Origin of the sequence: Mycolicibacterium phocaicum (assembly GCF_010731115.1) — a bacterium.
GTDB lineage: Bacteria > Actinomycetota > Actinomycetes > Mycobacteriales > Mycobacteriaceae > Mycobacterium > Mycobacterium phocaicum.
Map to the genome: position 1 here is coordinate 5,208,248 of NZ_AP022616.1, position 24,110 is coordinate 5,232,357.

The 24,110-nt window shown below is 66.0% G+C and carries 27 protein-coding genes and 1 pseudogene; 22 read left to right on the forward strand and 6 right to left on the reverse strand.

The features are described 5' to 3' along the window. Positions 1-40: 40 nt before the first annotated feature. On the reverse strand, positions 41-298 hold the full coding sequence (locus G6N46_RS25030; RefSeq protein WP_138250345.1) for a hypothetical protein: 258 nt from the start codon (positions 296-298) through the stop codon (positions 41-43). Positions 299-507: 209 nt separating this feature from the next. Between G6N46_RS25030 and G6N46_RS25035 the strand changes: the two genes are divergently transcribed. The 17 genes from G6N46_RS25035 (at position 508) to G6N46_RS25115 (ending at position 15,789) form a co-directional block, all read left to right on the forward strand. Further along, positions 508-1,203: a DnaE2-dependent mutagenesis accessory factor ImuA' gene (locus G6N46_RS25035; RefSeq protein WP_138250344.1), complete on the forward strand. Its 696-nt coding sequence runs from the start codon at positions 508-510 to the stop codon at positions 1,201-1,203. A gap of 1 nt (position 1,204) precedes the next feature. Then, the gene (locus G6N46_RS25040; protein ID WP_163692999.1) at positions 1,205-2,773 is read left to right on the forward strand and encodes a DNA polymerase Y family protein; all 1,569 of its coding nucleotides are present in this window, start codon (positions 1,205-1,207) and stop codon (positions 2,771-2,773) included. Between the two features lie 222 nt (positions 2,774-2,995). Continuing rightward, entirely contained in the window at positions 2,996-3,463 is a 468-nt protein-coding gene (locus G6N46_RS25045) for a hypothetical protein (protein WP_138250342.1), read from the forward strand. A gap of 29 nt (positions 3,464-3,492) precedes the next feature. Further along, positions 3,493-4,722, forward strand: coding sequence for a phage tail sheath family protein (locus G6N46_RS25050; protein ID WP_234880752.1), 1,230 nt, complete (start codon positions 3,493-3,495; stop codon positions 4,720-4,722). A 1-nt stretch (position 4,723) separates the two neighbouring features. Then, entirely contained in the window at positions 4,724-5,206 is a 483-nt protein-coding gene (locus tag G6N46_RS25055) for a phage tail protein (protein ID WP_073697607.1), read from the forward strand. Positions 5,207-5,810: 604 nt separating this feature from the next. Next, entirely contained in the window at positions 5,811-6,074 is a 264-nt protein-coding gene (locus G6N46_RS25060) for a hypothetical protein (RefSeq protein WP_138250340.1), read from the forward strand. Next, a complete protein-coding gene (locus G6N46_RS25065) occupies positions 6,074-6,838 on the forward strand; it encodes a CIS tube protein (protein WP_138250339.1) in 765 nt (254 codons plus the stop codon). Before G6N46_RS25060 ends, G6N46_RS25065 begins: the two co-directional genes overlap by 1 nt. Continuing rightward, entirely contained in the window at positions 6,835-8,349 is a 1,515-nt protein-coding gene (locus tag G6N46_RS25070; protein WP_138250338.1) for a phage baseplate assembly protein V, read from the forward strand. The genes G6N46_RS25065 and G6N46_RS25070 overlap by 4 nt, the downstream gene beginning before the upstream one ends. Continuing rightward, complete coding sequence (locus tag G6N46_RS25075; RefSeq protein WP_138250337.1) at positions 8,349-8,687, forward strand: hypothetical protein; 339 nt, start codon at positions 8,349-8,351, stop codon at positions 8,685-8,687. The genes G6N46_RS25070 and G6N46_RS25075 overlap by 1 nt, the downstream gene beginning before the upstream one ends. After that, entirely contained in the window at positions 8,684-9,109 is a 426-nt protein-coding gene (locus G6N46_RS25080; RefSeq protein WP_138250336.1) for a GPW/gp25 family protein, read from the forward strand. Before G6N46_RS25075 ends, G6N46_RS25080 begins: the two co-directional genes overlap by 4 nt. After that, entirely contained in the window at positions 9,106-11,676 is a 2,571-nt protein-coding gene (locus tag G6N46_RS25085) for a baseplate J/gp47 family protein (protein ID WP_138250335.1), read from the forward strand. The genes G6N46_RS25080 and G6N46_RS25085 overlap by 4 nt, the downstream gene beginning before the upstream one ends. Further along, complete coding sequence (locus tag G6N46_RS25090) at positions 11,657-12,178, forward strand: phage tail protein (protein WP_138250334.1); 522 nt, start codon at positions 11,657-11,659, stop codon at positions 12,176-12,178. Before G6N46_RS25085 ends, G6N46_RS25090 begins: the two co-directional genes overlap by 20 nt. 107 nt (positions 12,179-12,285) lie before the next feature. Beyond that, entirely contained in the window at positions 12,286-13,116 is an 831-nt protein-coding gene (locus tag G6N46_RS25095; RefSeq protein ID WP_163693001.1) for a PASTA domain-containing protein, read from the forward strand. Positions 13,117-13,128: 12 nt separating this feature from the next. Beyond that, positions 13,129-13,578, forward strand: coding sequence for a hypothetical protein (locus tag G6N46_RS25100; protein ID WP_138250332.1), 450 nt, complete (start codon positions 13,129-13,131; stop codon positions 13,576-13,578). Positions 13,579-13,582: 4 nt separating this feature from the next. Then, positions 13,583-14,326, forward strand: a complete 744-nt coding sequence (locus G6N46_RS25105) for a hypothetical protein (protein ID WP_138250331.1) — start codon at positions 13,583-13,585, stop codon at positions 14,324-14,326. A gap of 10 nt (positions 14,327-14,336) precedes the next feature. After that, a complete protein-coding gene (locus tag G6N46_RS25110; RefSeq protein WP_138250330.1) occupies positions 14,337-15,233 on the forward strand; it encodes a ceramidase domain-containing protein in 897 nt (298 codons plus the stop codon). Between the two features lie 73 nt (positions 15,234-15,306). Further along, positions 15,307-15,789: a hypothetical protein gene (locus G6N46_RS25115; RefSeq protein ID WP_138250329.1), complete on the forward strand. Its 483-nt coding sequence runs from the start codon at positions 15,307-15,309 to the stop codon at positions 15,787-15,789. Positions 15,790-15,795: 6 nt separating this feature from the next. On the opposite strand, the gene G6N46_RS25120 is transcribed toward G6N46_RS25115, so the two are convergent. Continuing rightward, positions 15,796-17,250, reverse strand: a complete 1,455-nt coding sequence (locus tag G6N46_RS25120; RefSeq protein ID WP_170215073.1) for a sensor domain-containing protein — start codon at positions 17,248-17,250, stop codon at positions 15,796-15,798. A 30-nt stretch (positions 17,251-17,280) separates the two neighbouring features. Between G6N46_RS25120 and G6N46_RS25125 the strand changes: the two genes are divergently transcribed. Further along, entirely contained in the window at positions 17,281-17,466 is a 186-nt protein-coding gene (locus G6N46_RS25125) for a hypothetical protein (RefSeq protein ID WP_163693005.1), read from the forward strand. A gap of 263 nt (positions 17,467-17,729) precedes the next feature. Here the strand turns inward: G6N46_RS25125 and G6N46_RS25130 are convergent. Next, a pseudogene (locus tag G6N46_RS25130) lies at positions 17,730-17,921 on the reverse strand (short-chain dehydrogenase); the annotation flags it as partial. 82 nt (positions 17,922-18,003) lie between these two features. Here G6N46_RS25130 and G6N46_RS25135 point away from each other — a divergent pair. Both G6N46_RS25135 and G6N46_RS25140 read left to right on the forward strand, forming a co-directional pair. Continuing rightward, complete coding sequence (locus G6N46_RS25135; protein WP_138250327.1) at positions 18,004-18,435, forward strand: MarR family winged helix-turn-helix transcriptional regulator; 432 nt, start codon at positions 18,004-18,006, stop codon at positions 18,433-18,435. 52 nt (positions 18,436-18,487) lie between these two features. Next, complete coding sequence (locus G6N46_RS25140) at positions 18,488-18,910, forward strand: organic hydroperoxide resistance protein (RefSeq protein WP_133427590.1); 423 nt, start codon at positions 18,488-18,490, stop codon at positions 18,908-18,910. Between the two features lie 116 nt (positions 18,911-19,026). Here the strand turns inward: G6N46_RS25140 and G6N46_RS25145 are convergent, their stop codons facing one another. Together G6N46_RS25145 and G6N46_RS25150 are read right to left on the reverse strand one after the other, a co-directional pair. Beyond that, positions 19,027-20,112 carry a nucleoside hydrolase gene (locus tag G6N46_RS25145; RefSeq protein ID WP_138250326.1) on the reverse strand — a complete coding sequence of 362 codons (1,086 nt, stop codon included), beginning with the start codon at positions 20,110-20,112 and terminating at the stop codon, positions 19,027-19,029. 24 nt (positions 20,113-20,136) lie between these two features. Continuing rightward, positions 20,137-22,149 carry an SDR family oxidoreductase gene (locus G6N46_RS25150; protein WP_138250325.1) on the reverse strand — a complete coding sequence of 671 codons (2,013 nt, stop codon included), beginning with the start codon at positions 22,147-22,149 and terminating at the stop codon, positions 20,137-20,139. A gap of 90 nt (positions 22,150-22,239) precedes the next feature. On the opposite strand from G6N46_RS25150, the gene G6N46_RS25155 reads away from it, so the two are divergent. Continuing rightward, entirely contained in the window at positions 22,240-23,106 is an 867-nt protein-coding gene (locus tag G6N46_RS25155) for a MaoC family dehydratase (protein WP_064980736.1), read from the forward strand. 169 nt (positions 23,107-23,275) lie between these two features. Then, on the forward strand, positions 23,276-23,710 hold the full coding sequence (locus G6N46_RS25160) for a DUF5994 family protein (protein ID WP_138250324.1): 435 nt from the start codon (positions 23,276-23,278) through the stop codon (positions 23,708-23,710). On the opposite strand, the gene G6N46_RS25165 is transcribed toward G6N46_RS25160, so the two are convergent. Then, positions 23,707-24,057: a hypothetical protein gene (locus G6N46_RS25165; RefSeq protein WP_138250323.1), complete on the reverse strand. Its 351-nt coding sequence runs from the start codon at positions 24,055-24,057 to the stop codon at positions 23,707-23,709. The genes G6N46_RS25160 and G6N46_RS25165 overlap by 4 nt on opposite strands. Between the last annotated feature and the right edge of the window lie 53 nt (positions 24,058-24,110).

The window sequence follows — 24,110 nt, forward strand, 5'->3', positions numbered from 1 at the left end:
CCCGGATTCTGCTGGGTCGGTTGGCAACCCGGGTCAGTTGTCAGTTGCGGTGGGTCCCGGGTGTGGCGGTGGGCGCCGGGTTGGCGGTGACCGACGGAGTGAACAGGTTGCCGCCGTTCGGGCTGAGCGACTTCTCGGTCGGGGTGACCGCCGATGTGGTCGTGGTCGTGGTCGTCGACGACGGCGCCTCAGGGGTCTTCTTCTCTTCACCGCAGCCGGCAGTGAGGCCGATCATCGCGATGAGCGCGGTGCCGCCGGCAGCGACGGTGATGCGGTGGACCAGACGATTCGAACGCATGATGCATGCCCTTCCACTAACGCAGCGGTCCACCAAGCCCCGAATGGGATTCCAGACCTATTCCAGTTATGAGCGTACAGGTCGGAGCGCTGGGGCGGCGTTGTTGTGGGCCGTCGGCGGCTTGACCCTGTCGGTGGGTGGGTGTTTACTCACCACATCGAACAAATATTCGAATTTGGAAGGTGTCTGGTGGTGCGGGAGGTGTTGTTGTGGCGGCTGTGACCAGTCTGGCGGATGGTCGGATTGACCGTGCTGACCAGCTGGAACAGCTCCGGCGCAAGATCGCCGAGATGTCCGGGCCGGCAGGTTTGCGTGGTCGGGACCGCGGGCGGCCGGAAGCGGCCCCGAAGGTTGTAGAGAGTTTGCTGGAACCGTCAGATCTGCAGTCTGAGCTGCTGCCTGACGTGTTGCCCCGCGGCACGGTCGCGGTGCTCTCGGGAGCTCGCTCGCTGCCGTTGCGGATGGTGGCTGCGGTGACGGCGTCCGGTGGGTACGCGGCCATCGTCGGTCAGCCCAAGGTCGGGCTGCTGGCCGCGGTGGAGATGGGCGCCGATCTGGAACGCATCGCGCTGATCCCGGATCCGGGGCCGGACCCGGTCGAGGTGGCCGCGGTGCTCATGGACGGGCTCGACCTGGTGCTGCTCGGCCTGGGCGGCAAGTCCGTTCCGGCCGGCCGAGCCCGGGTGGTGGCGTCCCGGGCCCGGCAGCGCGAGTGCACCCTGTTGGTCACCGACGGCGACTGGCCCGGGGCGACAGCCCGGTTGGAGGCCAGGGTCCGCGGCTACGAGGTGGTCGGCGCGGGTGCCGGGGACCCGGCGCCCGGGTGCGGACGAATCGGTCGGGTGCGGTTGGACACGCGGGCCCGGGGCCGCTCGATGCGCCCGCTGCGAGCGGTGGGTGGCTGAGATGTCCCGGGTACTGGCCATCTGGTGTATGGACTGGCCCGCGGTGGCGGCGGCAGTGGCGGCCGGGCTGCCGGTGACCGAGCCGGTGGCGGTCACTCTGGCCAACCGGGTGGCGGCCTGTTCGGCGTCGGCCCGAGCGGCAGGGGTGCGGAGGGGGTTACGGCGCAGGGAGGCGCAGGCCCGCTGCCCCCAATTGCACGTCGTCACAGCCGATCCGGCGCGCGACGCCCGTCACTTCGAGGGCGTGACGGCCGCGGTCGACGAGGTCGTGCCGCGGGCGGAGGTCCTGCGGCCGGGGCTGCTGGTATTGCCGGTGCGTGGCGCGGCCCGGTATTTCGGGTCGGAGCAGACCGCCGCTGAGCGATTGGTCGACGCGGTGGGTACGGCCGGGGTCGAATGCCAGGTGGGCATCGCCGACCAGTTGCCCACCGCGGTCTTCGCGGCCCGGGCGGGACGCATCCTCACGCCAGGTGCGGATGCGGAATTTCTCGCCGAATTGTCCATCCGGCAGCTGGCCACCGAACCGAGCCTGTCCGGCGAGGGTCGGGAAGAACTGGCGGATTTGTTGTGGCGCATGGGTATTCGAACCATCGGGCAGTTCGCTGCGCTGTCCCGGTCCGACGTGGCGTCGCGGTTCGGTACGGATGCCGTGGTCGCGCACCGGTTTTCGCGGGGTGAACCGGCGCGCCGCCCGTCAGGTCCGGAGACGCCGGCCGACCTCGATGCCGTGATGGACTGCGACCCGCCGATCGACCGGGTGGACGCGGCGGCGTTCGCCGGGCGCTCGTTGGCGGGCCAGTTGCACCGCAGCCTGGAGTCTGCCGGGGTGGGGTGCACCCGGCTGGCCATCGATGCGGTGACCGCCAATGGTGAAGAACTGCAACGTGTCTGGCGGTGCGCCGAGCCGCTGACCGAGGACGCCACCGCGGACCGGGTGCGGTGGCAGCTGGACGGCTGGTTGACCAGGCGGGGGCTGGGCGGGGCCGGACCCACCGGGCCCATCACGGTGTTGCGGTTGCATCCGGTCGAGGTGGTCTCGGCCGCCGCGCTGCAGTTGCCGTTGTGGGGATCTTCCGGAGATGACGACCGGATGCGCGCCCGGCGGGCGCTGGTGCGGGTCCAGGGTCTGCTCGGGCCGGAGGCTGTGCAGGTGCCGGTGCTCAGTGGCGGGCGCGGGCCGGCTGAGCGCATCACGCTCACCCCGCTGGGAGATGAGGTGGTGCCGCTGAATGATCCGGCCCAGCCGTGGCCGGGACGGCTGCCGGAGCCGGCTCCGGTGGTCCTGCTCGATGACCCAGTGGAACTTGTTGATGTACGCGGTGATTCGGTTCGGGTGACGGACCGGGGCATGTTCTCCACCGATCCCGTGGGGCTGACGGGTTCGGGGTATCGCGGGGCGCTGCGGTGGTGGGCCGGACCATGGCCCGTCGACGAACGCTGGTGGGATCCGGAGCGGGGCAAAGGCCGCACGGCACGGGCCCAGGTGCTGCTCGGGGACGAGGGGGAGAGCCGCGCGCTGCTGCTGTGCTATCGGCAGCGGCGGTGGTATGTGGAGGGGATTTATGAATAATTGCGATTTCGCAGAAAACCCACAGCAACCGCTATTCGATTCTAAAATCGCCAGGTTGGGAATCAGTGTGTAGTAGCGCAGCAGTCTTGGTAAGTGCGCCGATGGTGGGCGTAGTGATCACGTATCAAACATGCACTAGCTGATCCGAGGGAATTCGCCGATGAGCGATGTGACCGGAACCCGTATCGGTAGTCCTGCCTTGCTTCCCGACCGTCCGGTGTCATGACGTCTTCGAATGGGCACACTCCCGAGGGCGGTCCGCTCGCCGCAGCGACCTCGAACGTGGTGGCGTGGCTCAAGGACGCGTCGGGCGGAGCGGTTCAGATTGCACCGCCCAAGATTTCCGATGACGGACTGAGTGTCTGGCCGCTCGAGCTACAAACGGAACGCGAGTTGCGGACCCACCGAGCGCTCGAACCGCTGCGGTTGCGGATGCGCCACCTGGTTACGGGAAACGCCACCATGCTCGGCAGAGCCCTTGTCGCGGCGACCGAAGCAGGCGTCCCGGCCGTCGACCTCACTCCGCTGAGCCCCGAAACCTGGCTCGCATTGGGGTGCGCACCGCGAATCGCGCTGCTGTTCGACATGCCTGTAGTCATCGCGCGACCCACTCCGCAGGTCCCGATCGTGACCGAAGAGCTGCGGATCAACCTCACCCCGAAACCCACATCCGAAGGAGACTCACCATGACGAGTGCAATTGGGGCACCCGGTGTATATGTGCAGGAAGTGCCGAGTGGCGCACGTCCGATCCAGGCCGTCGGCACCAGCACCGCCGCATTCGTCGGCCAGGCGCCGGACGCCGGTGCGTTGCTCGGAGAAGCCAAAGCGGTGAACAGCTGGACCGAGTTCGTCCGGAACTTCGCGAATGTCCCGCGGCCGCAGGGCACCGCTTTGTCCCGCGCGGTCTGGGGCTTTTTCGCCAATGGAGGAGGACGCTGCTACATCGTCAACCATCCCGAAGGCCAGGCCCTCGAGGGCGGCGGTGCCCGGCGCAGTGGCCTGCAACTGCTCGAAGCGATCGATGAAGTAGCGATCGTCGCTGCACCGGGATACATCGGGGTGCAGAGTTACGAGGCACTGCTCGGGCATTGCGAGCGATTGGAGGATCGCGTCGCCATTCTCGACGCGCCCGCCGAAGTCGAAGACATCGGTAACCTCGTCACGGTCGGCACCCTCGGTGCGCCACGTGGACCAGGCAGGCCGGACAAGCCGGACAAACCTGAGGGTGCGGCCGACGGCGCGGCTTCGCCGCCCGCACACGCAGCAGATCCGGACGCCGACGGATTGCGGCCGAGGCCATCGAGCTACGGGGCGTTCTACTTCCCGTGGATCGTCGCGTACGACACGCTCTCCCAACAGAATGTCCCGACGGCTCCCAGCGGTCATATGGCAGGCGTCTGGGCGCGTGTGGATGCCAACCGCGGTGTGCACAAGGCTCCTGCAAACGAGCCGATCGTCGGTGCCCTCGACCTCACCTATCTGGTAACCCGTGGCGAGCAGGCGAACCTCAACCCGGCGGGCGTGAATTGCATCCGCAAGTTCGGCGCCGAAGGAATCCGGGTGTGGGGTGCCCGGACCATCGCACCCATGGGCGATCCGTTCATCTATCTCAACGTGCGCCGCTTGTTCAACATGCTGAAGGAATCAATCGCGCAAAGCACCACATGGATTGTTTTCGAACCGAACGAATACAAGTTGTGGACGTCGATCAGTACCTCGGTCAGCGAATTTCTCACTCGGGTGTGGCGCGACGGCGCTCTGTTCGGCCGTACCCCGCAAGAAGCGTTCTTCGTCAAATGCGACGAAGAGACCAATCCGGTCGAGGAACGTAATGCTGGGCGCGTCACCGCACTTGTCGGTGTTGCTCCCGTCAAGCCGGCGGAGTTCGTGGTGTTCCAGATAAGCCAGTGGAGCGGAGGAACCGAGATCGAAATGGTAGGTGGCTGAAATGACCGCACCAGCAGCACAACCAGGCAACTGGGTCGACCCACACCGGTCGTACAACTTCGAGTTGATCATCGACAAAGTCGCCAGCGGCCACTTCACGGAAGTCAGCGGCCTCGGTGTGAAAATCGAGCGGATTTCGTATCGCGAAGCAGGGCTGAGCCAGGTCGTCCGCATGGTTCCGGGGCGCGCCGTCTATTCCCCGGTGGTACTCCGGGCCGGACTCACATCATCGACAGAACTGTGGGACTGGCTGATGCTGGCCGTATCCGGTCAGGTCGACCGCCGACTCGTGCAGATCGTCTTGCGCGACCCTGCCGGCACCGGGGAAGTCATGCGGTGGACCCTGGCCAACGCGTGGGCCTCCGAGTGGCACGGTGCGGTGCTTGATGCCATGAGCCACGAGTTGGCAATCGAGACGTTGGTCATCGCACACGAAGGTATCCAGAGGGTCACCAACAATGGCTCCGGCGCGTCGTCTGCGTAGCATTCTCGCGCGGGTATTCCGCTACCTCGCCGACGCCGTGCAGCCCGGTGCCGGCCCGCCCGGTGCGCCTGCGGCCCAACCGCTCCCAGCGGCCGCAGCCGGAAACGAGCACTGGTTCGCCGTGGTGCGCGAACGTGCCCCGGAACTGTTGACCGGTGGCGGTATTCACGCCGGTGGTATGTCACCGCCGCGGCAGCCCGCGACGAATAGCGTGGCAGCGCAGCCGGCGCCACCACCACCACCACCGCCGCCACCGCCGCCGGCGGAACTCGACGACGAGCCGCAGGGGAGACGTCAAAGGCATCGGCCGATACCGCAGTTCACGGCCACCCTGAGACGACTGCGCCGCCGGCTCCGTCTCACCCGGCGTGCAATCGTCAGGCGGATGCCCCTGCCGACCGTGGCGGCGCCTGTCGACGACCGCGGGCCGGTCCCGTACCCGGAGCTCGACGCCCCGGCGGCGGGGCGGCCACCGACGCCCGCCGGATTCGACAGCTCGCCCCCCAGAGCGGCTGGGAGCCAACGTGTTTCGGACGACGAAGGCCGACGACAGCCGGCAGCGCCGCGGCTGGCGGTGCAATGGCCCATCACACCAGTACCTTTCGTGGCCGCGCCCGCCTTCGAACACCACGCACGCGCGACGCGACAGCCGTGGCCGTCGTTCGACCCCATCACGCCCACATCCGGCGAGCAACCGGAATTCCCCCGTCCCGAGGAGAGGACCACCGAATCGGTCTGGTTGGACGAACGCCGCGACGACGAACGGTGGCCTCACCTGCCTGACGACGAAATGCTCTGGCAGCCACCGGTATCGACGTTCAACAGCCATGACATCACGCGCCTGGACGACGAACAGCGAGGCCGCTGATGGAACGCGTCGCGTTTCTGGTCGACAAGACCGGCGAGCGCATTGACTGCATGCTGAACCCTGAATCGGTCACCATGACCCGTCTGGCCGGCGTGCGCACCCGTGGCACCACGTCGGGACAGCTGACGGGGACCGGCCTGGCCGATGATCCGTTGCAGTTCACCGGTGGTGGCCGCACCGAGCTGACGCTCGACCTGCTCTTCGACGTCGACTTCGTCGACGAGCAGAACCGGCCCACCGACGTGCGTGCCCTGACCAACAAACTGCGCATGCTCGCCGAGAACTCGGACGAGGAACTGGGCAACTGCCGGCCACCGCTGGTCCGGCTGGTCTGGTGCAAGAGCTGGAACATTCCGTGCATCATCACTGCGCTCGCCGAACGATTCGACGCGTTCGGCATCGACGGCCGACCACGCCGGTCATGGCTGCGAATGAAGATGGTGCGGATGGCGCAGTCGGCGGCCGAAGCGGCGCTGTCCTACGAGGATGAACTCGCGCGAGCATCCGCCGATGCCGTTGGTGTGCAACAGGAATCGGCCACCGGAGGCGTGCAGGACGCGGTGCAGGCGGTCGGTGAGGGTGACGCCGATCCGGAGTACACCGGGGTGCGATTCGATCTGTTGGCCACGGATGCGCTGGGCAACCCGTTCCTGTGGCGCCGGCTGGCCCAACACAACGACATCGACAACCCGTTCAGCATCCGCCCGGGCGAAGTCCTTTCCATCCCCACAGAACTGACCGGCGCTCAAGGCGCGGGCCCATGATGCTGACCGGTACCGCCGCGCTGGCGGTCACAGTGGACGGCTCGCCGGTACCCGTGGACCTCACCGCGAGGATCGTATCGGCGAGGGTTGCAACGCGTCTCGGGCTGCCGGCTCAGGCCGAACTGGCCTACTCGGTGGTTCGTGGCAGCGGCGCCGAACTGGGTATCTTCCCGCTCGGCGCAGCCTTGACCGTGCGGCTGGAAGGCGACCAGACGCCGCTGTTCGCAGGCCAGATCACCGCAAGTGCGTTGGTGCACGGACCCGACGGCGCGACACAGATCCGGGTTCGGGGCTACGACAAGCTTCATCTCTTGCGCAAACGTCAACAGTTGCGGTACTTCTCGGATGTCACCGCCGTCCAGTTGGCCGAGCAGCTGTGTGGGCCGGACGGCATCAGCGTCTCTGCTGACGAGACCGGCCCGCAATTCCAGCGCATCGTCCAGTACAGCCAGACCGATTTCGAACTGCTGCGTGAAACCTGCTCCAGCGCAGGTCTTTACCCCGTTCTGAGCGGAGATGAACTGCGGCTGTGCACGTTGCGGGGCAGCGACGACTTTTTGCCACTCGAACTCGGCCGGACCCTTTTCGATGCGACCGTCGAGGCGAACCTGGATCGGGCCGCGCAGGGTTTCACGGCTTTCGGCTGGGACCGGCAGAGCGCCAAGCTGTTCCGTGAGCAGGTGGGCAGCCCGCGCGGTGGCGCGACCGTGCCGACCGGGCCCGACCTGAGCACTCTCGGCCTCGACGGCGAGCTGATGCTGCTCGATCAGCAGGGCGCCACCGCCACCGAGGTGGCGGCCCGGGCGCAGGCCGAACTCGATGTCCGGGCAGCGTCGACGGTGACGTTGCGGGGTACCGCAGCCGGTGACGCCGCTCTGCGTGCCGGGGTGTGCGTCGAGATCAGCGGCGTCGCCGCGGACTTCACCGGACGCTACGTGCTCACCGAAGCGATCCACACCGTCGACGCGACCGGATTCCACACCACGGTGAGCACCGAGCCGCCCGCTATTCCCGCCGCGCGTCCGTCGACGGCCATCACTCTCGGCACAGTGACCGACGTCGCCGACCCCGAAGGGCTTGGGCGCGTGCAGGTTCGGTTGCCCGCCTACGGGGACCCCGACGTGGGCTGGCTCGGTGTGCTGTGCGCCGGCGCGGGGAAGAAGCGTGGCCTGGTCATCCTGCCGGATGTCGGTGACACCGTGCTGGTCGCCCTTTCCCATGGACCGGTCGGAGGTGTGGTCCTCGGCGGACTGTACGGCGGCGAGAAGCCGCCCGACGCCGGGGTCGACGGCGGCAAGGTCAAGCGGTGGTCGATGCACACCGATGACGGGCAGCGGATCATCGTCGACGACGGGGCCCACACCATCACCGTCGCGAACCGCGGCGGCAGCACGCTCAGTCTGGCGCCGGGCAAGGTCACGTTGCATGCGGAGACGGATCTGGACATCACGGCGCCGGGGAAGACCATCACGATCAAGGCGAAGGCCGTCGAATTCATGCGGGAGGAGTGATGGCGGAGTGGATCACGCTGGACTCGGTTATCAAATGCGATCACAAAGGCGTGATCCAGAATGTCAATCAACAGGATTGGGTCACCATCGACGTCCCGGTGCTCGTCGACAATGACCCCGAGGGCCGCGATATCGACTGGTGCCCCAACAGCGGTCCGACCATCAAGAAATGCGGCAAGACCCTGCAGGTCGCAGTCGGCTACAGCACCTGGATTCGAATCGACGGTCACGCGGTGGTGCTGGCGACCCTCGACGGTCTGACAGACGGCACCCCGCCCGGCGTCGTCCACTACACCGTCGAGGATCCCAAACAGACATTTGTGAGGGCCGACGTATGACGGCCGACTACAACGCTTTCCGCTTCACCGGGGCAGGCCTGGATGCCTACGGCCCGACCGGACTGTCGACCACGCCGACCGGCCAGGTGGCGATGGTCGACGGCGCCGGCGCCATCCGGCAGGCCCTGATGCTGCTGTTGTCGACGGTCCCCGGTGACCGCCTGATGCGCCCCGACTACGGCTCGTATCTGCACCGGCTACTGTTCGCCAACAACGATCAGACCACTGCCGGGCTGGCCATCCACTACGTCAGGCAGGCGGTACACCGCTGGGAGCCGAGGGTTTCCATCATCGACGTCGATGCTGATGTGGATCCGGAGATCGACTCCCGGCTCAATATCACGCTGACCTACCGCATCCGAGCCACACTGAGCACAGAGACGCTCGTCTACCCGCTGGATCTGGAAGGCGGCACGCCATGACCTTCCCCGTGCCGAATCTGGACGACCGCACCTTCGTCGACCTCGTGCTCGAAGCCCGCGACCGTGCGCGTAACGCCTGCCCCGCGTGGACGGACATGAGCGTGAACGATCCGGGCATGGCGCTCATCGAGGTCTTTGCACACCTGACCGAGGTGATGATCTACCGGCTCAACCGGCTGCCCGAGAAGTCCTACCTGACTTTCCTCAACCTGATCGGGCTCTCCCGGCGGCCGCCGAGCGCCGCCTGGGTGGAGCTGACCTTCGCGCGCGACAGCCGCGAAACCGATTCGGAGAAGCCGGCAATCACCATCCCGGCGGGTACCCGGGTGACAACCGGTGCCGGTGCCCTGTCGCAGACTGTCTTCGTCGTTCCCGACGCTGTCGTGATCCCGGCCGGTCAGGACTCCGCGGTCGCGCGCGGCCACCACTGCGCCATCGTGGACGGCGAGCTCCTGGGCACCGGAACAGGCCGCGCCGGTCAGCGGTTCACCGCCGCGCACGCACCGATCGTCATGACGACCGAACCGCTGTCGCTGATGCTGGGTGTTCAGGTCGTCGGGGACCGCGACGAGCGGCGGGCGGCACGCGAGTACGGCGGCCACGAATTCGAAATCTGGCAAGCAGTGGACAGTTTCGCCGACGTCGGGGCTCAGGACCGGGCGTACATCGTGGACCGGTCGACCGGCACGGTGATTTTCGGGCCGAGTGTCTCCGGGGCGGCGGTCGTCCCAGCGGCCGGCGCGGAGATCCGATTGTGGTACCGAACCGGCGGGGGTGTCGGCGGCAACGTCGCCGCCGGTCAGTTGAGCGCCATCGAACCGCGCATCGACGGCGTCACGGTGACGAACGTGCATCCGGCGCAGGGCGGTTTGGACCTCGAAGAGGTCGGCGCCGCGCTGGAGCGTGGGCCGTATGAGTTCTTCTCGCTGAAACGCGCTGTGACAGCGCGGGATTACGAAGTGCTGGCGACCGTCAGCTCCAGTGGCGTCGCTCGTGCCCGCGCCTTCACCCGGGTCGATGTGCGGCCGTTTGCGCAGCGCGGATCGATCGAAGTGGTTCTGGTACCGCAGGTTTCGGCGCAGGATCGTCCCGGCGGCAGGCTGAGTCTGGCCACGATGCTCGCGCACGAGGTGGAAGAAGCCCGGGTACGCACGGAAACAGACCTGAGCAGTCGCGGCATGATCGGCACCACGTGCGTGACCAGTTGGGCGAAATACAAGGAGGTTTCGGTCGAAGGCCGCATCGTGGTGCGGCCCGAAGAGGATGCGGCAGCGGTACGGGACAGGGTGCACGAGCGCCTGAACCGGATGATCAGTCCCTTGCCGACCGCGGAGAACACCACAGGGTGGCAGTTCGGTGAGTCCCTCCGGGCATCGACGGTTTACCAGTTGCTGGAAGGCTCCGAGCCGGGTGTGCGCTACGTGGACGAGTTGAGGTTCGTCATCGGCGAGGCGCCCGACGGTCAGATTCGCGGCACGGTGGCGGACCCCTATCAGGACAACACCTGGTACTGCGGATCCGGCGAGGTGCTGTTCCGGTCGGTCAACGACGGCAAGGGCTGGGAGAGCATCTGGCGGTTCCCGGGCGAGGAAGTCATGACGATCGTGCCGGCCCCCCGGGCCGTGCGGGCGGGCATGGTCGAGCGCACCGGAACCCTGGCCCTGGCCACCCGGCGGACCGACACCGGCGGCTCACGGGTGTATCTGTCCGACGATCTCGGCGAGACCTGGACAATGATCGAAGAGCTGGGCCCGACCGTCAACGACATCGCCTGGATCGAGCGAGACACCGTCGCCGCGCTGCTCCTGGCCACCGACGGCGGCCTCTACGAACTCAAACTGCTCGCCGAACCGCCCGCTCCGGATCTGGTGATCTTCGAACCCGCAGAACAGGATCGGGCGCTGTACGCCGTCGAGACGGTGATCTCCGAACAGGGCAAGTGGGCCGTGATCGTCGCCACCCAGGCCAAGCAGGGGATCTACCTCTCGGTCGAGGGCGGACGGGCCGGGTCGTTCGGCCAGGTCGGCCCCGCACCCGGCATCGACAGCCGGTGCCTGACCGTCCAGCTCAGCGGGCCCACCACCGTGGTGTGGGTCGGTATCGGCGAGTCGGAACAGGGCGGCATCGGCACCGGATGCCTGCGCGCGCGCCTCTTCGAAGCCGATCTGCGGTGGGAGACGCTGAGCACCGGCTGGGCCGGTGGCACGTGTTGGGACGTCGCGCTCGACGGTGGCCGGGCGCTCGCGGCAACGCAGAGCGCCGGTGTGCTGATGCTCGACGCCGCCGCACAGAACCCCGTGTGGCTGGCGCCCGACGCGAGCAGCGGGCTGCCGCTGCGGCCCGAGCAACGTGCCCGCTTCGAAGCGGTGCAGAGCGCTGATGCCAAGGCGGGCACCGTCATTGTGGGAGGCCCGAAAGGCGTGTACCGGAACGGCGTCGCGGGCCGCTGGTCGTCAGCGGCCAACCGGGTCAGTACCGACGAGGTGACCATCCCTGACACCTGGCTGCTCTGCTCCGGGGAACACAACATCACGGTGGTGGGAAGCTATGCGCAGCCCAGCGATTAAACGGTTGTTGCCGGCGGCGTTTCAGGACGCGGCCGATGAGGGCACCGTCCTGGCGGCGCTGCTCGATGCCATGGAGGTTCTCCAGGCTCCGGATGAGGAACTGATCGGAAATTTCGACGCGCAGTTCACCCCGTACACCGCGCGGGACGACTTCCTCGCGTTCCTCGCCCGGTGGGTGACGCTGGATTACCTTGTCGGCGTGCGTCGTCCGGGTGCGACGGACACGGTGCTGGTCCCGCCGACCCAGATGCGCAATCTCATCGCCTCAGCCGCCACCCTGGCGCAGCTGCGCGGCACCGCTGCCGGGCTGCGCAGGTTCTTGGAAGTCGCCACGGGGGTTGCCGGTTTCGAGATAATCGAGACGCCCGATCAGCCGTTCCATTTCAGTGTGCGCATACCGGCGGACGCCAGCGCGTATGCCGGTGTGGTGCAACACATCGTCAACCATGAGAAACCCGCGGCGATGACCGCGGACCTACAGCTCACGGAGGCAACACGATGACCGCATGGCAGATCAGTCCGGCCACCGAGCGTGTCGAACTCGCAGGCGGACAGGCCGAGGTGGTGTTCACCGTCACAAACCCCGGTCCGGTGGATACCCGGGCCACCGTGGACATCGTCGGCAGCGAGCAGGCTCAGACATCGTGGTTCACCGTCGCCGAGCCACAACAGTTGATACCGCACGGCGGCTCCAAGCAGTTCACGGCAACGGTGAAACCTGGCGAGAAGGCACCGGCCGGGACGCACTGGCTAGCGGGCCGGGTCTACTCGGCGGACGCTGCGCCAGAAGAGGATTCGGTGACGTCAAACCGGGTCACCTTCGAGATCAAGCCGCCGCCGGAGAAGCCGAAATCCAAGAACTGGTTGTGGGCGCTGATCGCTGGTGTGGTGCTGCTGTTGGTCATCGGCGGCGTGGTGACGGCATTGACGATGCGCCGTAGTGGTGTCGACGTGCCGGACGTCGGCGGCAAAACCCAGGCGCAGGCCGAGCAGGTACTCAAGGACATCGGGTTGGTGCCGAAGGTGAGATCGCAGCCCAGCGGCGAGGCGAACGGCAACGTGATCAGCCAGGAGCCGATGGCCGGTAATAGTCTGAAGAAGGGCTCGACGGTGACGATCGTCGTCTCGTCTGGCGCCGATCTGGTGCAGATACCGACACTGGTCGGCATGGACGTCAACGCCGCTTCGGAGGTGGTTCAGAAAGCCGGTCTGGTTTCCGAGATTGCAATAGTTGCGAACTCTCAGGCAAGGGGAATCGTCGTTAACACCGATCCGAAGCAAGGATCGGTGGCCAGAGGCAGCAAGGTGATTCTGTACGTGTCGACGGGGCCGTCCGGTGACACGTCGGGCTTGTGCAAGCTGCGGCCGTGGATCTGCACGAATAGGATCAACCCCAACATCAAGGTTCTTCCCGGCATGACGATTCCGGCTCATCCGTAGGCAAGTGCCGCTATGGGCAAGAAGGCCTTCATTGCCGTATTGATAGCTGTCGTAGTGCTTTTCGTCGTCTTCGTGGCGGTCGGCACCCGGCAGCGCGACGGCGACGCGGGTGCGGCCCCCGACGGCCTCCTTGGTCGCTTGATGAAGAGCGCAGCAGGCGGGACCGAGGTGCCGCTGCGTGAGCTCAAAGCCGATTGCCTGAAACCAGGTGGTGTGCTGGTCGTGCAGGCAAGCTGCGAGCTGAAGGTGCCTGGTGGTGGCGACGGTCTCCGTACTGTCCGATTGACGGCAACCGATGGCTCCGTTGGTGTTTCGGCGCCACTTCCCGATCCGAAGGGCGGTCGTGTTCGCACGGTCGGCAAGGATCTTTCCAAGGGTGACGACATCAACGTCGCCGTCGGGAAGGACGGCGCGGTGATCACACTGAGGTGTTTCAGCTGCAGACTTCGTGCCGGTGGGTGAGGCCATGGACAAGCTGCGCACGCCTTTGTTCGTTCTCGCGCTCTTCGCCTGCGCGCTGATCGTCCTGATCGAACTGGGATCACCGATGATCACGGGTGGGCGCGGCGCAGGCGCGGACTTCCTTGTCCAGGCTGCAAAATTGGACCTGGAGGAGATGCCGAGCAGCTCAGGCGTCGTCGAGCCGCCCGGTCGCGGCATTCCGTACATGGCGCTGGTCGACGGGATCCTGTTCTACACGCTCGCCTTGATGGGCGTCTCACTCATCGTGCCTGAGCGGATTCACGGCCGCATTCAAGGCATAGCGACGATCGTCGGGTCGATCCTGTTGATCATCGGTGCCATCATCTTGGCGATCATCGCGTTCGTCGAATTGCTGGTGATGGTCGCGCTTTTCATGAGCCCGCCGTTCGGCACGCTTGCCTATCTCGCGGTGTGGGGGTTCTTTTCCACGGGCGATGCTTCGATGCTGAACGGCCTTCTGATGTTCCTCAAGATCGTCGTATGCGTGCTGTTGTTGTTGGCACACCAGCGATTTCTGCAGAACAAGGGGCTGGTGCTGATGCTGCTCACGTCACTGGTGTGTGGCGTCGTCCTCAGCTTCCTGCATGGGCTGGTGCCGATCATCCTGGTGAGCATCATCGACAACATTGCCGCCATCGTCTTCGCGGTCATCGCGATCATTTGGGGCATCATCCTGCTGATCGGCTCGATCCCCTCGGTGATCAAAGCCATCCGGTCTGTGGCGTGAGGAGACGGACATGAGCGAAAAACCGCAAACATCAATGAGTCTGATGCGGCGCTGGAGCTGGCTGATCATCTGCGGTGGGTGCATTCTCGTGGTGGCGTGCATAGCCCTGCTCGGTTCGATTGCTTCCGGATCGCCCTGGGCCGATGTGACGTCTGATCAGGTCATGAGCTATCGCCACGAACAGTGCGAGGCAGTCGACAAGACGGCCTTCTTTCTGCAGATCGCCAACTTCTGGTCCAATTTCGCGTATCTGGCTGCCGGGTTGATGATTCTGTTCTTCAACCGCTCCATGCCCGGACGGTTCGTCGGCGGCTACTTGTGCTTCCTGGCTGTCTGCAGCGCCTGGTTCCACGGCACGCTGACAGGCATCGGCAAGACGCTGGACATCGTCGGCGTCTACGCGGTGCTGCTCGCCATCATCGCCTATGGATTGATCGAGCTGATGGACTGGTCATACGACGAGTGGCAGTCATGGCTCTTGATGATCGCCGCAGGCGTCATCGGTGTGATCACAGGATTTCTCCGGACAGATGTCTTCCTGTTCGATTCCGATCTGTTCACTCCCGCGTTGGTGGTGATCATCATCGGCGGGATGGTGTGGGCGGCATTGGCACGCAAGACCCGGATGGGGATCGAGCCGGTGGCGGAGGGAAATATGTGGTGGGCGCTGGGTGTCACCGTTGCCACGGGGCTACTCGCGCTCGTCTTCAAGTACACCGACGGAACCAAAAACCTACTGGCGCAGCATGACGGTCACTACTACGAGTGCCTCTACAGTCACACGTCGGTCCTTCAGGGGCACGCACTGTGGCACATATTGACCGGGGTGATGTTCGTCGGCATGTTCGAGTACTTCCGGGCGTTCCGGATGCGCTCGGAATCACCATTCCCGTGGCGGCATCCTTGATCGACTGCGGCCGTCACATGTTTGCTGAGGGTCTGTTGGGCGACCGATTCTGGTCGTAGACTGAGTGGATCCTGTGAGCATTCACAAAGGGGAAATCATGAGAGTACCCGCAAGTCGATCGGCCGGTTTCGTGGCAACTATCGCTTTGGCTCTCGGCGTCACCGGGCCCGGGTTCTTCCCCGCTCGGGCCAATGCTGAGCTCAAATGCCCCGAGAGTTTTTTGATCTCGCCGTGCCTGGATGCCTTCGAACCGGGCGGAGACAAACTTGTCGCCTATTGGGACAACAAGGGGTTCTGGACTTCATTTATTTTCATGTGGCAGCGCCCGGGCGGTGAGCTTCATTGGCACGAACTGGGAGGCAACGTTCGTAAATTCACCGTCGGCAAAGCATGGCGGGATACCAAGTACACGTTCAAGATTCAGGGTTGTGGCAGCTTCCTCATGCCGGGAAGGTGTTCGGAGTTGATGGTTCTCGACTACACCACCCTCGACTTCTATCCACCTGTGTCCCTTGAGGGCGATGTCGCACTGCGGCCCGTTCCGCCTGAGGGATAGCGGCAGTTACTCCCTGGGGAAGCGGTCACGGATGGCGGCGGCGACAGCGGCCGCTCGTTCGGATGCCTTGGGTCCGCACGCCACCACGTCGAACACGACGTTGGATATCGCCGCAGAAGCGCGTGCGCATTGCCCACCGGGTTCGTCGGACGTCTTCACCATTAAGGTCCAGATGTGGTCGTTCTCCGTGAGGTCGCCGACCGTAATGCGTTGGGAACCAATGGGAACAGTGGACTTCTTGCAACCCTCCCACTGCGATCTGATCGGTTCGAAGAACTCGGCCGTCTGCCGGGGAGTCGCGAACTCGATGACGCTTTCGTCGATCCGGGTCTGCGACGCCGCGTCGACCATCTCGCGGCCGGCACGCCGGACGAATCCACTGTCACGACCGGGTTCGTAAGCCGTCGGATTCAGCGCTTCCGCGCACGATGGCGATCGGGGCGCCGAATCGCGTTGCGGCTGTTGCGCATATTCCTTCACAACCGTCAACGTTGGCACGTGAACGAGGCTTTTGACGTCATCGAGGCTCAGGAGCTGACCGACGACGGCGTCGCCTTTGACCGTCTTCGCGAACTCCGGACACGGCCAGTAATCGCGGACGTTGGACCCGTTGCCCATCTCGCGAGGGTTGCCCTTGATGTTGCGCAGCATGATGCGGTGGGAGGCGTCAGCGGTCACGATGACGGTGAATCCGAATTCGGGTTTCCAGTTCGCCGGCATCAGGACCCAGCGATCATCGCGCACCGCGATAGCCCGAAAACACTCGTAGCGGTAGGTCGGTTGTTGCTGTGCATCGCGGGTGGGCAAGGTGCGCACTTTGATCAGCTCGGGTGGCAGGTCGAGTTGATCTTGCGTGTCGAGAATGACGGTGCTGTTCGTCGACCACAGGCCGGCCGCCGCATTGGTGCCTTCCACCTTGCCGGCTTTCTCGGCGAACACGTTGGTGACCCAGAACAGTGCCAGTATCAACACGATTGCGTTGATGGCGAGCAGCACCTGCCCGACACGGGTGGGTGGCAGGACGGACTGCGCCGGGTCGTCGCACGCGCGGCGCATCCATTCACCCACCAGTAACAGCGCGGCGCCGAGGGCCAGTGCGGCGGGCGTCCGCCAGCCCTGATCGTCGTGATACGAGCCGGGTGACCACACGCCACGGACGGCGCGCATCAGAGCGGCGACGCCGAGGATCATCACGAGCAGCGCCGTGCGCCGAAGAATGACGACGTGTCGACCGCGGCGGACGAGGCTGCGAAACGCCAGGCACAGGGCGAGCACCGAGGCGCACACCAGCGCTGCGGACAACGCGATGACGAACAACACGCCGGCACTCTGCGCCACATAGTCATTCGTGGTGAATCCGACGACATCGGTGGACACCCCGAGGTACGTCATCTTGGCGTTGGTGGAGACCCTGCCGAAGTAGTAACAGAGTGCCGTGATCGCCGAAAGTGGCGCGGCCACAACACCAACCACGCCGAGCCACGATTGCAGATGTGGCGACACGGTGCGCGAATCGTCGGCGGACTCCATCAGGGTGTAGGCCGCGGCGAGCTGGTGGGCGGGGGAGGTCCGCTCGGTGCGGTGGTCGTGGTGGTCGTTGTCGTCGTGGTGGTCGGGGCACTGGTGAACGTCGTCGATGTCGGGATCGGGCCGGAGGTGGTCGGCGGTGGAGTGTAGGTGACCATCGTGGTCGCAGTGGTCGTTGTCCGCGTCGACTGGAGCGTCGTCGTCGGCAGTGCGGTGGTTTCGATCGATGACGTGGGCGGCGGGTCATTGACGGCGGTCTGGGTGCACGCGGTAAGGAGCGATATCGACGCGACAACGGCACAACAGAGGTGCACGTCACTGCGTCGTTTACGCATGGGTAAAGGATGGCACTGTCGGGGTGCGGATTACGCGGAATCACACATTCCAGCTGTCGGGCCAGCGGCCGTCGACGTGGTTTCCTCGATGGTCTCGGGCCTGTCGTAGTCGGATGTCATGCCGCCGCGGCGGCTGCTGCGGCCGGTGCAGATGACCGTCGCTCCCGCTTCGCCGAGTCCGGCGGCGATACCGCGGCCGGCGCCACGCGTCCCGCCGGCCACCACCGCGATCTTGCCGCGCAACGCATCCTGGTCGGGCAACCAGTCCATGCGATCGAGCATGACACATCGCGCCCGGCGCGCTCCAACGTGATGATTGTGTACAATTAAATTGTGGGCTACATTTCTTGGTGTGGACGCACTCACCTTGGACCGTCAGCTCTGCTTCGCCTTGTACTCGGCGTCGCGGGCGATGACGGCGGCCTACCGGCCGATCCTGTCCGAGCTGAACCTCACCTACCCGCAGTACCTGGTGCTCCTGGTGTTGTGGGAAGAGGACCGGGTCACCGTCGGGCGGCTGGGTGAGCGGCTGCAGTTGGATTCGGGGACTCTCTCACCGTTACTGAAACGGCTGGAGGCCAATGGATTCATCCGTCGTGAACGGTCGCAGCAGGATGAGCGTCAGGTCGAGGTGAGCCTCACCCCGGCCGGCCGCAAGCTCGAAGCCAGTGCCCAGTGCATTCCCGAACAGTTGGGTGCCCGAAGCGGCATCACCGAACAGGAAGCCGCGGACCTGCGCGATGCGATCCACCGATTGACCGATGCGCTCACCGCATCGCAGTGATTTACCGACGCATTCCGCGTCACTGTGCACCAACCACCACAAGGAGATCGACATGAAGACGCTCTACACCGCTGAAGCCCTGGCCACCGGCGAAGGTCGCGACGGCCACGGCCGCACCTCGGACGGCAAGCTCGACCTGGACCTGGCCATCCCGAAGGAGATGGGTGGCAGTGGCAACGGCACCAACCCCGAGCAGCTGTTCGCCATCGGCTACGCCGCCTGCTACCACTCTGCGCTGCGGCTCGTCGCCCGCGAAGCCAAGGCTGATGTCACCGATTCGTCTGTGGGAGCCCGGGTTTCGCTCGGACAGCTGGACAACGGCGGATTCGGCCTGGCGGTCGAGCTGGAGATCACGCTGCCCAACCTGGATCACGACGCCGCCCAGGAGCTGGCCGACAAGGCCCACCAGGTGTGCCCCTACTCCAACGCCACCCGCGGCAACATCGACGTCAAGATCACCGTCACCGACGACTGATCCTCGCCGCCCCGACTGGCCACTATTCACTCGCGAGCAGACGCAATACTGTCGAATTCCGTTGGGAAATGACAGTTTTGCGTCTGCTCGCGAGAGCTATCAGTGGCCTTTCGGCGTCACAGCTTGGCGGCGAAGGCCCCGACCCGCTCGATGAACCGATCGAAGAACGCCACCGGGTCGACCTCGACGCCGATGTGGGCATTGGGATGGCGGCCCCAGTGCCCGCGCCAGTCGGCCACCGTCATACCGCGTGTCAGTGTGCCCAGCAGTTCCACGTCGACCGTCGCCTGCTGGTACCGGACGATGTCCGGATCCAGAGCGACGGCCGCCGCGAGCGGATCGTGCAGGTGCGCCAGATAGCCCTCGCCCTGGTCGAAATGAAACTCGAAGTAGAACCGCATGGCATCTTCGAGCACCCGGATCAGCAGGTTGGACGACGTCGACCGTGTGCCGCGATCGTCCAGCACGCTCATCGGCGACGACGGGCCACCCGCCGCGGCCGCCAGCCGGCTCAGCAACGACGGCGTCATCGCGACGTTCTCGGTCAGGTTGAGCCCCAGCACGATTGGCAGATGCGTTGGGTCCTCCAGACCCCAGGCCGCGCCCCAGACGGAGAACACCTCGGCCGCGGCCTCCGGGTCCACGCTGATGTTCCACTCGGACACCGGCGTGGTGTTGCCCCGGTAGTCGAAGGCCCCGCCCATGATCACCAACCGGCGCAGCAGTCGGGGGAGTGACGGCTCCTGCCGCAGCGCCAGTGCGAAGTTGGTCAGCGGGCCTGTGACGAGACCGATCAACTCGCCGGGGTACTCGCGCGCGGCCTGAATCCAGGCCTCGGCGGCGTCGTACCCGGTGAGCACGCCGCCGGTCTCCGCATCGGCAGTGGGCTCGGGCAGATCCGCATAACCCAGCCCCTGCGGGCCATGGGTGTCCTCGGCGGTGCGCAACGGTGCAACCAGCGGGACGCTCGCGCCCCGCGACACGGGGATGGGGCCCGCCCCGCACAGTTGCAGCAACCCCAGATTGTTGACACACACCTGGTCGACGGGGACGTTGCCCGCGGTGGATGCGATGCCGACCAGCTCGGCGTCGGCGCTGGCCATCAGGTAGGCCAGCGCCATCGCATCGTCCACGCCGGTGTCGACGTCAGCAAAAACCGGCTGCACCCTGGCCTGGCCGGCGGGAAGTAGGCCCCCTGTCATGTCGCCAACCCTAGGGTCGGGTGTCTACCAGTGCACGCCGGGGATCAACCGCACCGCGGTCTTGACCGGCCGGGGCACCCGGACCCTGCTGACCGCGAGGGGCCGCTTGGGCCGGCGCGGCGTCCGTGGGCGATCGGGACGGTCGGCCGCCGGCGGGGTTTCGGCCACGCCGCGCGCCGCGGCCGAATCCGGGTAGCCCAGGTACAGCTGGTGCAGGACTCGGCGAGACAGCTTGGGGGTGAAGTAGTTTCCGAGATCACCCAGCGTGCCCATGGGGGTGTCGATGCGGGCCGGCTTGTCGACCAGGCCCCGCACCACCATTGCCGCGGCATGCTCCGCGGTGATCGGTGGCATGGGGTTGAGTCGCTTCGACGGCGCGATCATCGGGGTCTCGACCAACGGCATGTGAATGTTGGTGAACGTGATGTGGTCCGAAAGAGTCTCGGTGCCAACCACTTCCGAGAAGGCGTCGAGTGCCGCCTTGCTCGGCAGGTACGCGCTGTACTTGGGGCTGTTGGCCTGGACCCCGGCGCTCGACACGTTGACCACGTGACCGAACCGGCGTTCGCGCCAGTGCGGCAGCAGTGCCAGCGTCATCCGGACCGCGCCGAAGTAGTTGACCGCCATCACGCGCTCGTAGTCATGGAAGCGGTCGGTCGAGTTGACCACCGAACGACGGATCGAGCGGCCGGCATTGTTCACCAGGTAGTCGACGTGATCGAACTGGCCCAGGATGTCCTTGACGGTGTGCTCCACCGAACTGCCGTCGGCGACATCGCACGTGAAAGCGTAGGCCTCGCCGCCGAATTGGCGAATCTCGGTGACAAGTTCGTCGAGGGCGTCGGCGCTGCGGGCCAACGCGAACACCCGGCCGCCGCGCTCGGCGACGGCGATGGCCGAGGCCCGGCCGATGCCGCTCGAAGCGCCCGTGATGATCACGTTGCGGCCGACCAGCGGACCGCGCGGATCATCCCGGCGGGCCCGGTCGGGATCCAGGTTCTCGACCCAGTAGCGCCACAGTTTCGGTGCGTACGAGGCGAATTCGGGCAGGACGATGCCGGTGCCCTGCAGCGCTGCGACAGTCTTCTCCGAGGCGAACGACGGCGCCAGGTCGACGACGTCGAGCACCTCGCCGGGGATGCCCAGCTGGGTGGCGGCCATGTTGCGCAGGACCTTGGCCCGCCCGGTGGCCTTGAGTACCGGAGCTGCCGTCGCCTTCGGCAACGTGCCTCGCAACGGCGGCAGGCCGGCTTCCTGTGCGACTCCGCGGTAGATGTCTTTGAGCCCAATGGGATTCGGTGACGTCAGGTGGAACGCTTGGCCGTCTCGCCCCTCGGCATGCATGAGATGGACGACGGCTTCAACCACATAGTCCACCGGCACGATGTTGGTGCGGCCGGTGTCGGGCACCATCATCGGCGTGAACTTCGGCAGCGCCGCCAGCCGCGACAGCACCCCGAAGAAGTAATACGGTCCGTCGACCTTGTCCATCTCGCCGGTGCGGGAGTCGCCGACCACGACGGCGGGACGATAGATCCGGTGCCGCAGGCCGGGGGTGGCGCGCACCAGCTGCTCGGCTTCGAACTTGGTCTGGTGGTACGGCGTCGGCAGCTCCTGGGAGACGTCGAAGTCGTCCTCGGTGAAAATCCCCCGGTAATTGCCGGCCACCGCGATCGACGACACGTGGTGCAGCGTCGCACCGAGACTGCGCGTCAGCTCGATCACCGCGCGGGTGCCTTCGACGTTGGCGGCCTGCTGGGTGGCGGCGTCGACGGTCATGTCATAGATCGCGGCGCAGTGCACCACGTGATCGATCGGGCCCAGCTCGGCCAGATCGGCCAGGCCCAGACCCGCGGAGGTGAGGTCGCCGACCAGGGGTTTGGCCCGGTCACCCCATTCCGCGGCCAGTTCTTCGAAGCGGGCCAGTGAGGCCCGCCGAACGAGAACGAATACTTCGGCTTCGTCGTGCTGAGCCAGAATCCGGCTGACGACGCGGCGGCCAATAAACCCGGTACCGCCGGTAACGACATATCGCATGCGAGTCATCGTGACCCTCTCGCGGGCTGAGGTCGTCAATAGCGCGTAGGGTCCGATTTGTCACACCGCCTTCTGAGGGAGAACCACCGAATGCCGATCAACCCCAATGCCATCGGAGCCAAGACCGCACCGCAGCCCTTCGAGTGGACCGAACGCGACACCCTGCTCTACGCACTCGGAGTGGGTTGCGGCACCAAGGATTTGGCGTTCACCACCGAGAACAGTCATGGCATCGACCAGCAGGTGCTGCCCACCTACGCGGTAATCTGCTGCCCGGCCTGGGGCGCCGTCGGGGAGGTCGGCAGCTTCAATTTCGGCAAGCTGCTGCACGGCAGTCAGCAGATTCGGCTGCACGCGCCGCTGCCGCCGTCGGGCCGATTCAACGTCAGCTCCGAGGTGGTCGACATCCAGGACAAGGGCGAGGGCAAGAACGCCATCCTGACGTTCAAGGGCACCGCCACCGACGACAGCGGAAACGTGATCGCCGAATCCTGGTCGACCGCGGTGATCCGCGGCGAGGGCGGCTTCGGCGGACAGCCAGGGGAGCGGGCGGCCGCCCCGGAGATCCCGGATCGTCCGGCCGACGCCGTCGTCGCGCTGCCCACCACCGAGGACCAGCCGCTGATCTACCGGCTCTCCGGCGACCGCAATCCGCTGCACAGCGACCCGTGGTTCGCGCAGACCCTCGCCGGTTTCCCGAAGCCGATCCTGCACGGCCTGTGCACCTACGGCGTCGCCGGCCGCGTCCTGGTTGCCGAACTTGCCGGCGGCGACGCCGCCAAGATCAAGGCCGTCGGCGCGCGGTTCACGTCACCGGTGTTTCCCGGCGAGACGTTGACGACGTCGGTGTGGCGCACCGAACCCGGGCATGCGGTGTTCCGCACGGAAGCGGCCGGGGCCGACGGCAGTAACGCCCGGTTGGTGCTCGAAGACGGAACTGCGGAGTACAGCGACTGAGGACCCGTCGCTCGGCGACACGTCGATGAGCGGCGCAGTCACCAACGCGGCGTAGCGTTGGTGACGGCGTCGTGTGGATGCCGCTTGTCATTCTGGCGAGCGGGTCGGTCGCGACATCGGATCGAGGAATCCCCATGAGATGGCGCACCGACCTGCTTCCGGTGACCTGATGACGCATCCCACCCCGAGGAGTAGGCCAGGCAAACCCATTCGGCTCTGCCTGGCCTACGAACTCGGCCGGCGGATCGATGGTGCCTGGTGGCCGTACACGGCGGCCCTTGCCGACGAACTGGCCGGACTGGTCGCGGCGCTGGACGGTCAACTGGGGAAAGTCGTTGAGGTGGGCCTCAATTGGTCGCCGTTGAGTCATCCGCCGAGCCTCAACTGGCGGGACTGGCGCACAAAACCGCAACACATCATCACCGTCGGCGGGCTCGATGCCACGGCCAATCTGCTCATCGTGCCCAGCGCGACCCACGGCCCATTGGCGGGCATGGTGCTCCGGCGTGCGGCCGGCCTGCCGGTGGAGGCCCGTCGCGGTGACGTCGCCATCCTCGAAACGGCCGAGGAGATCCTGACTGCCGCGCGGCGGCAGCGGACTTAGTACGGCTGACCCGGTAGCGGTGTTGGTGGCGATGCCGAAGGGCGCTTTCGCCAGAGCATGGCGACGCCGGCGATGACGACTGCGACGCCGACGGTGTACAGGATGAACCCGAAGTTCAACGACACACTGACCAGGCTCGACAGGTCGGCACCGGAACCGCCGAGCTGATCACTGATTTCCGAGGCGCCGCTGAAGTACCAGTAGATGCCCAGCAGGACGCCGAGAACGAGAGCACCGGCGCTCGCGGCAAGTCCGGTGAGTCGCCCAGTGGGTACCGCGGGGGCCGCCGACAGCACTGTCCAGGCCAGCCCCGCGGTGACGGCGATGACGGCCAACAGGAAGATCATCAATGCAGGCCGCTGGGATGGGCTGACGTTCACCGAGACCTGAATGATTGGCG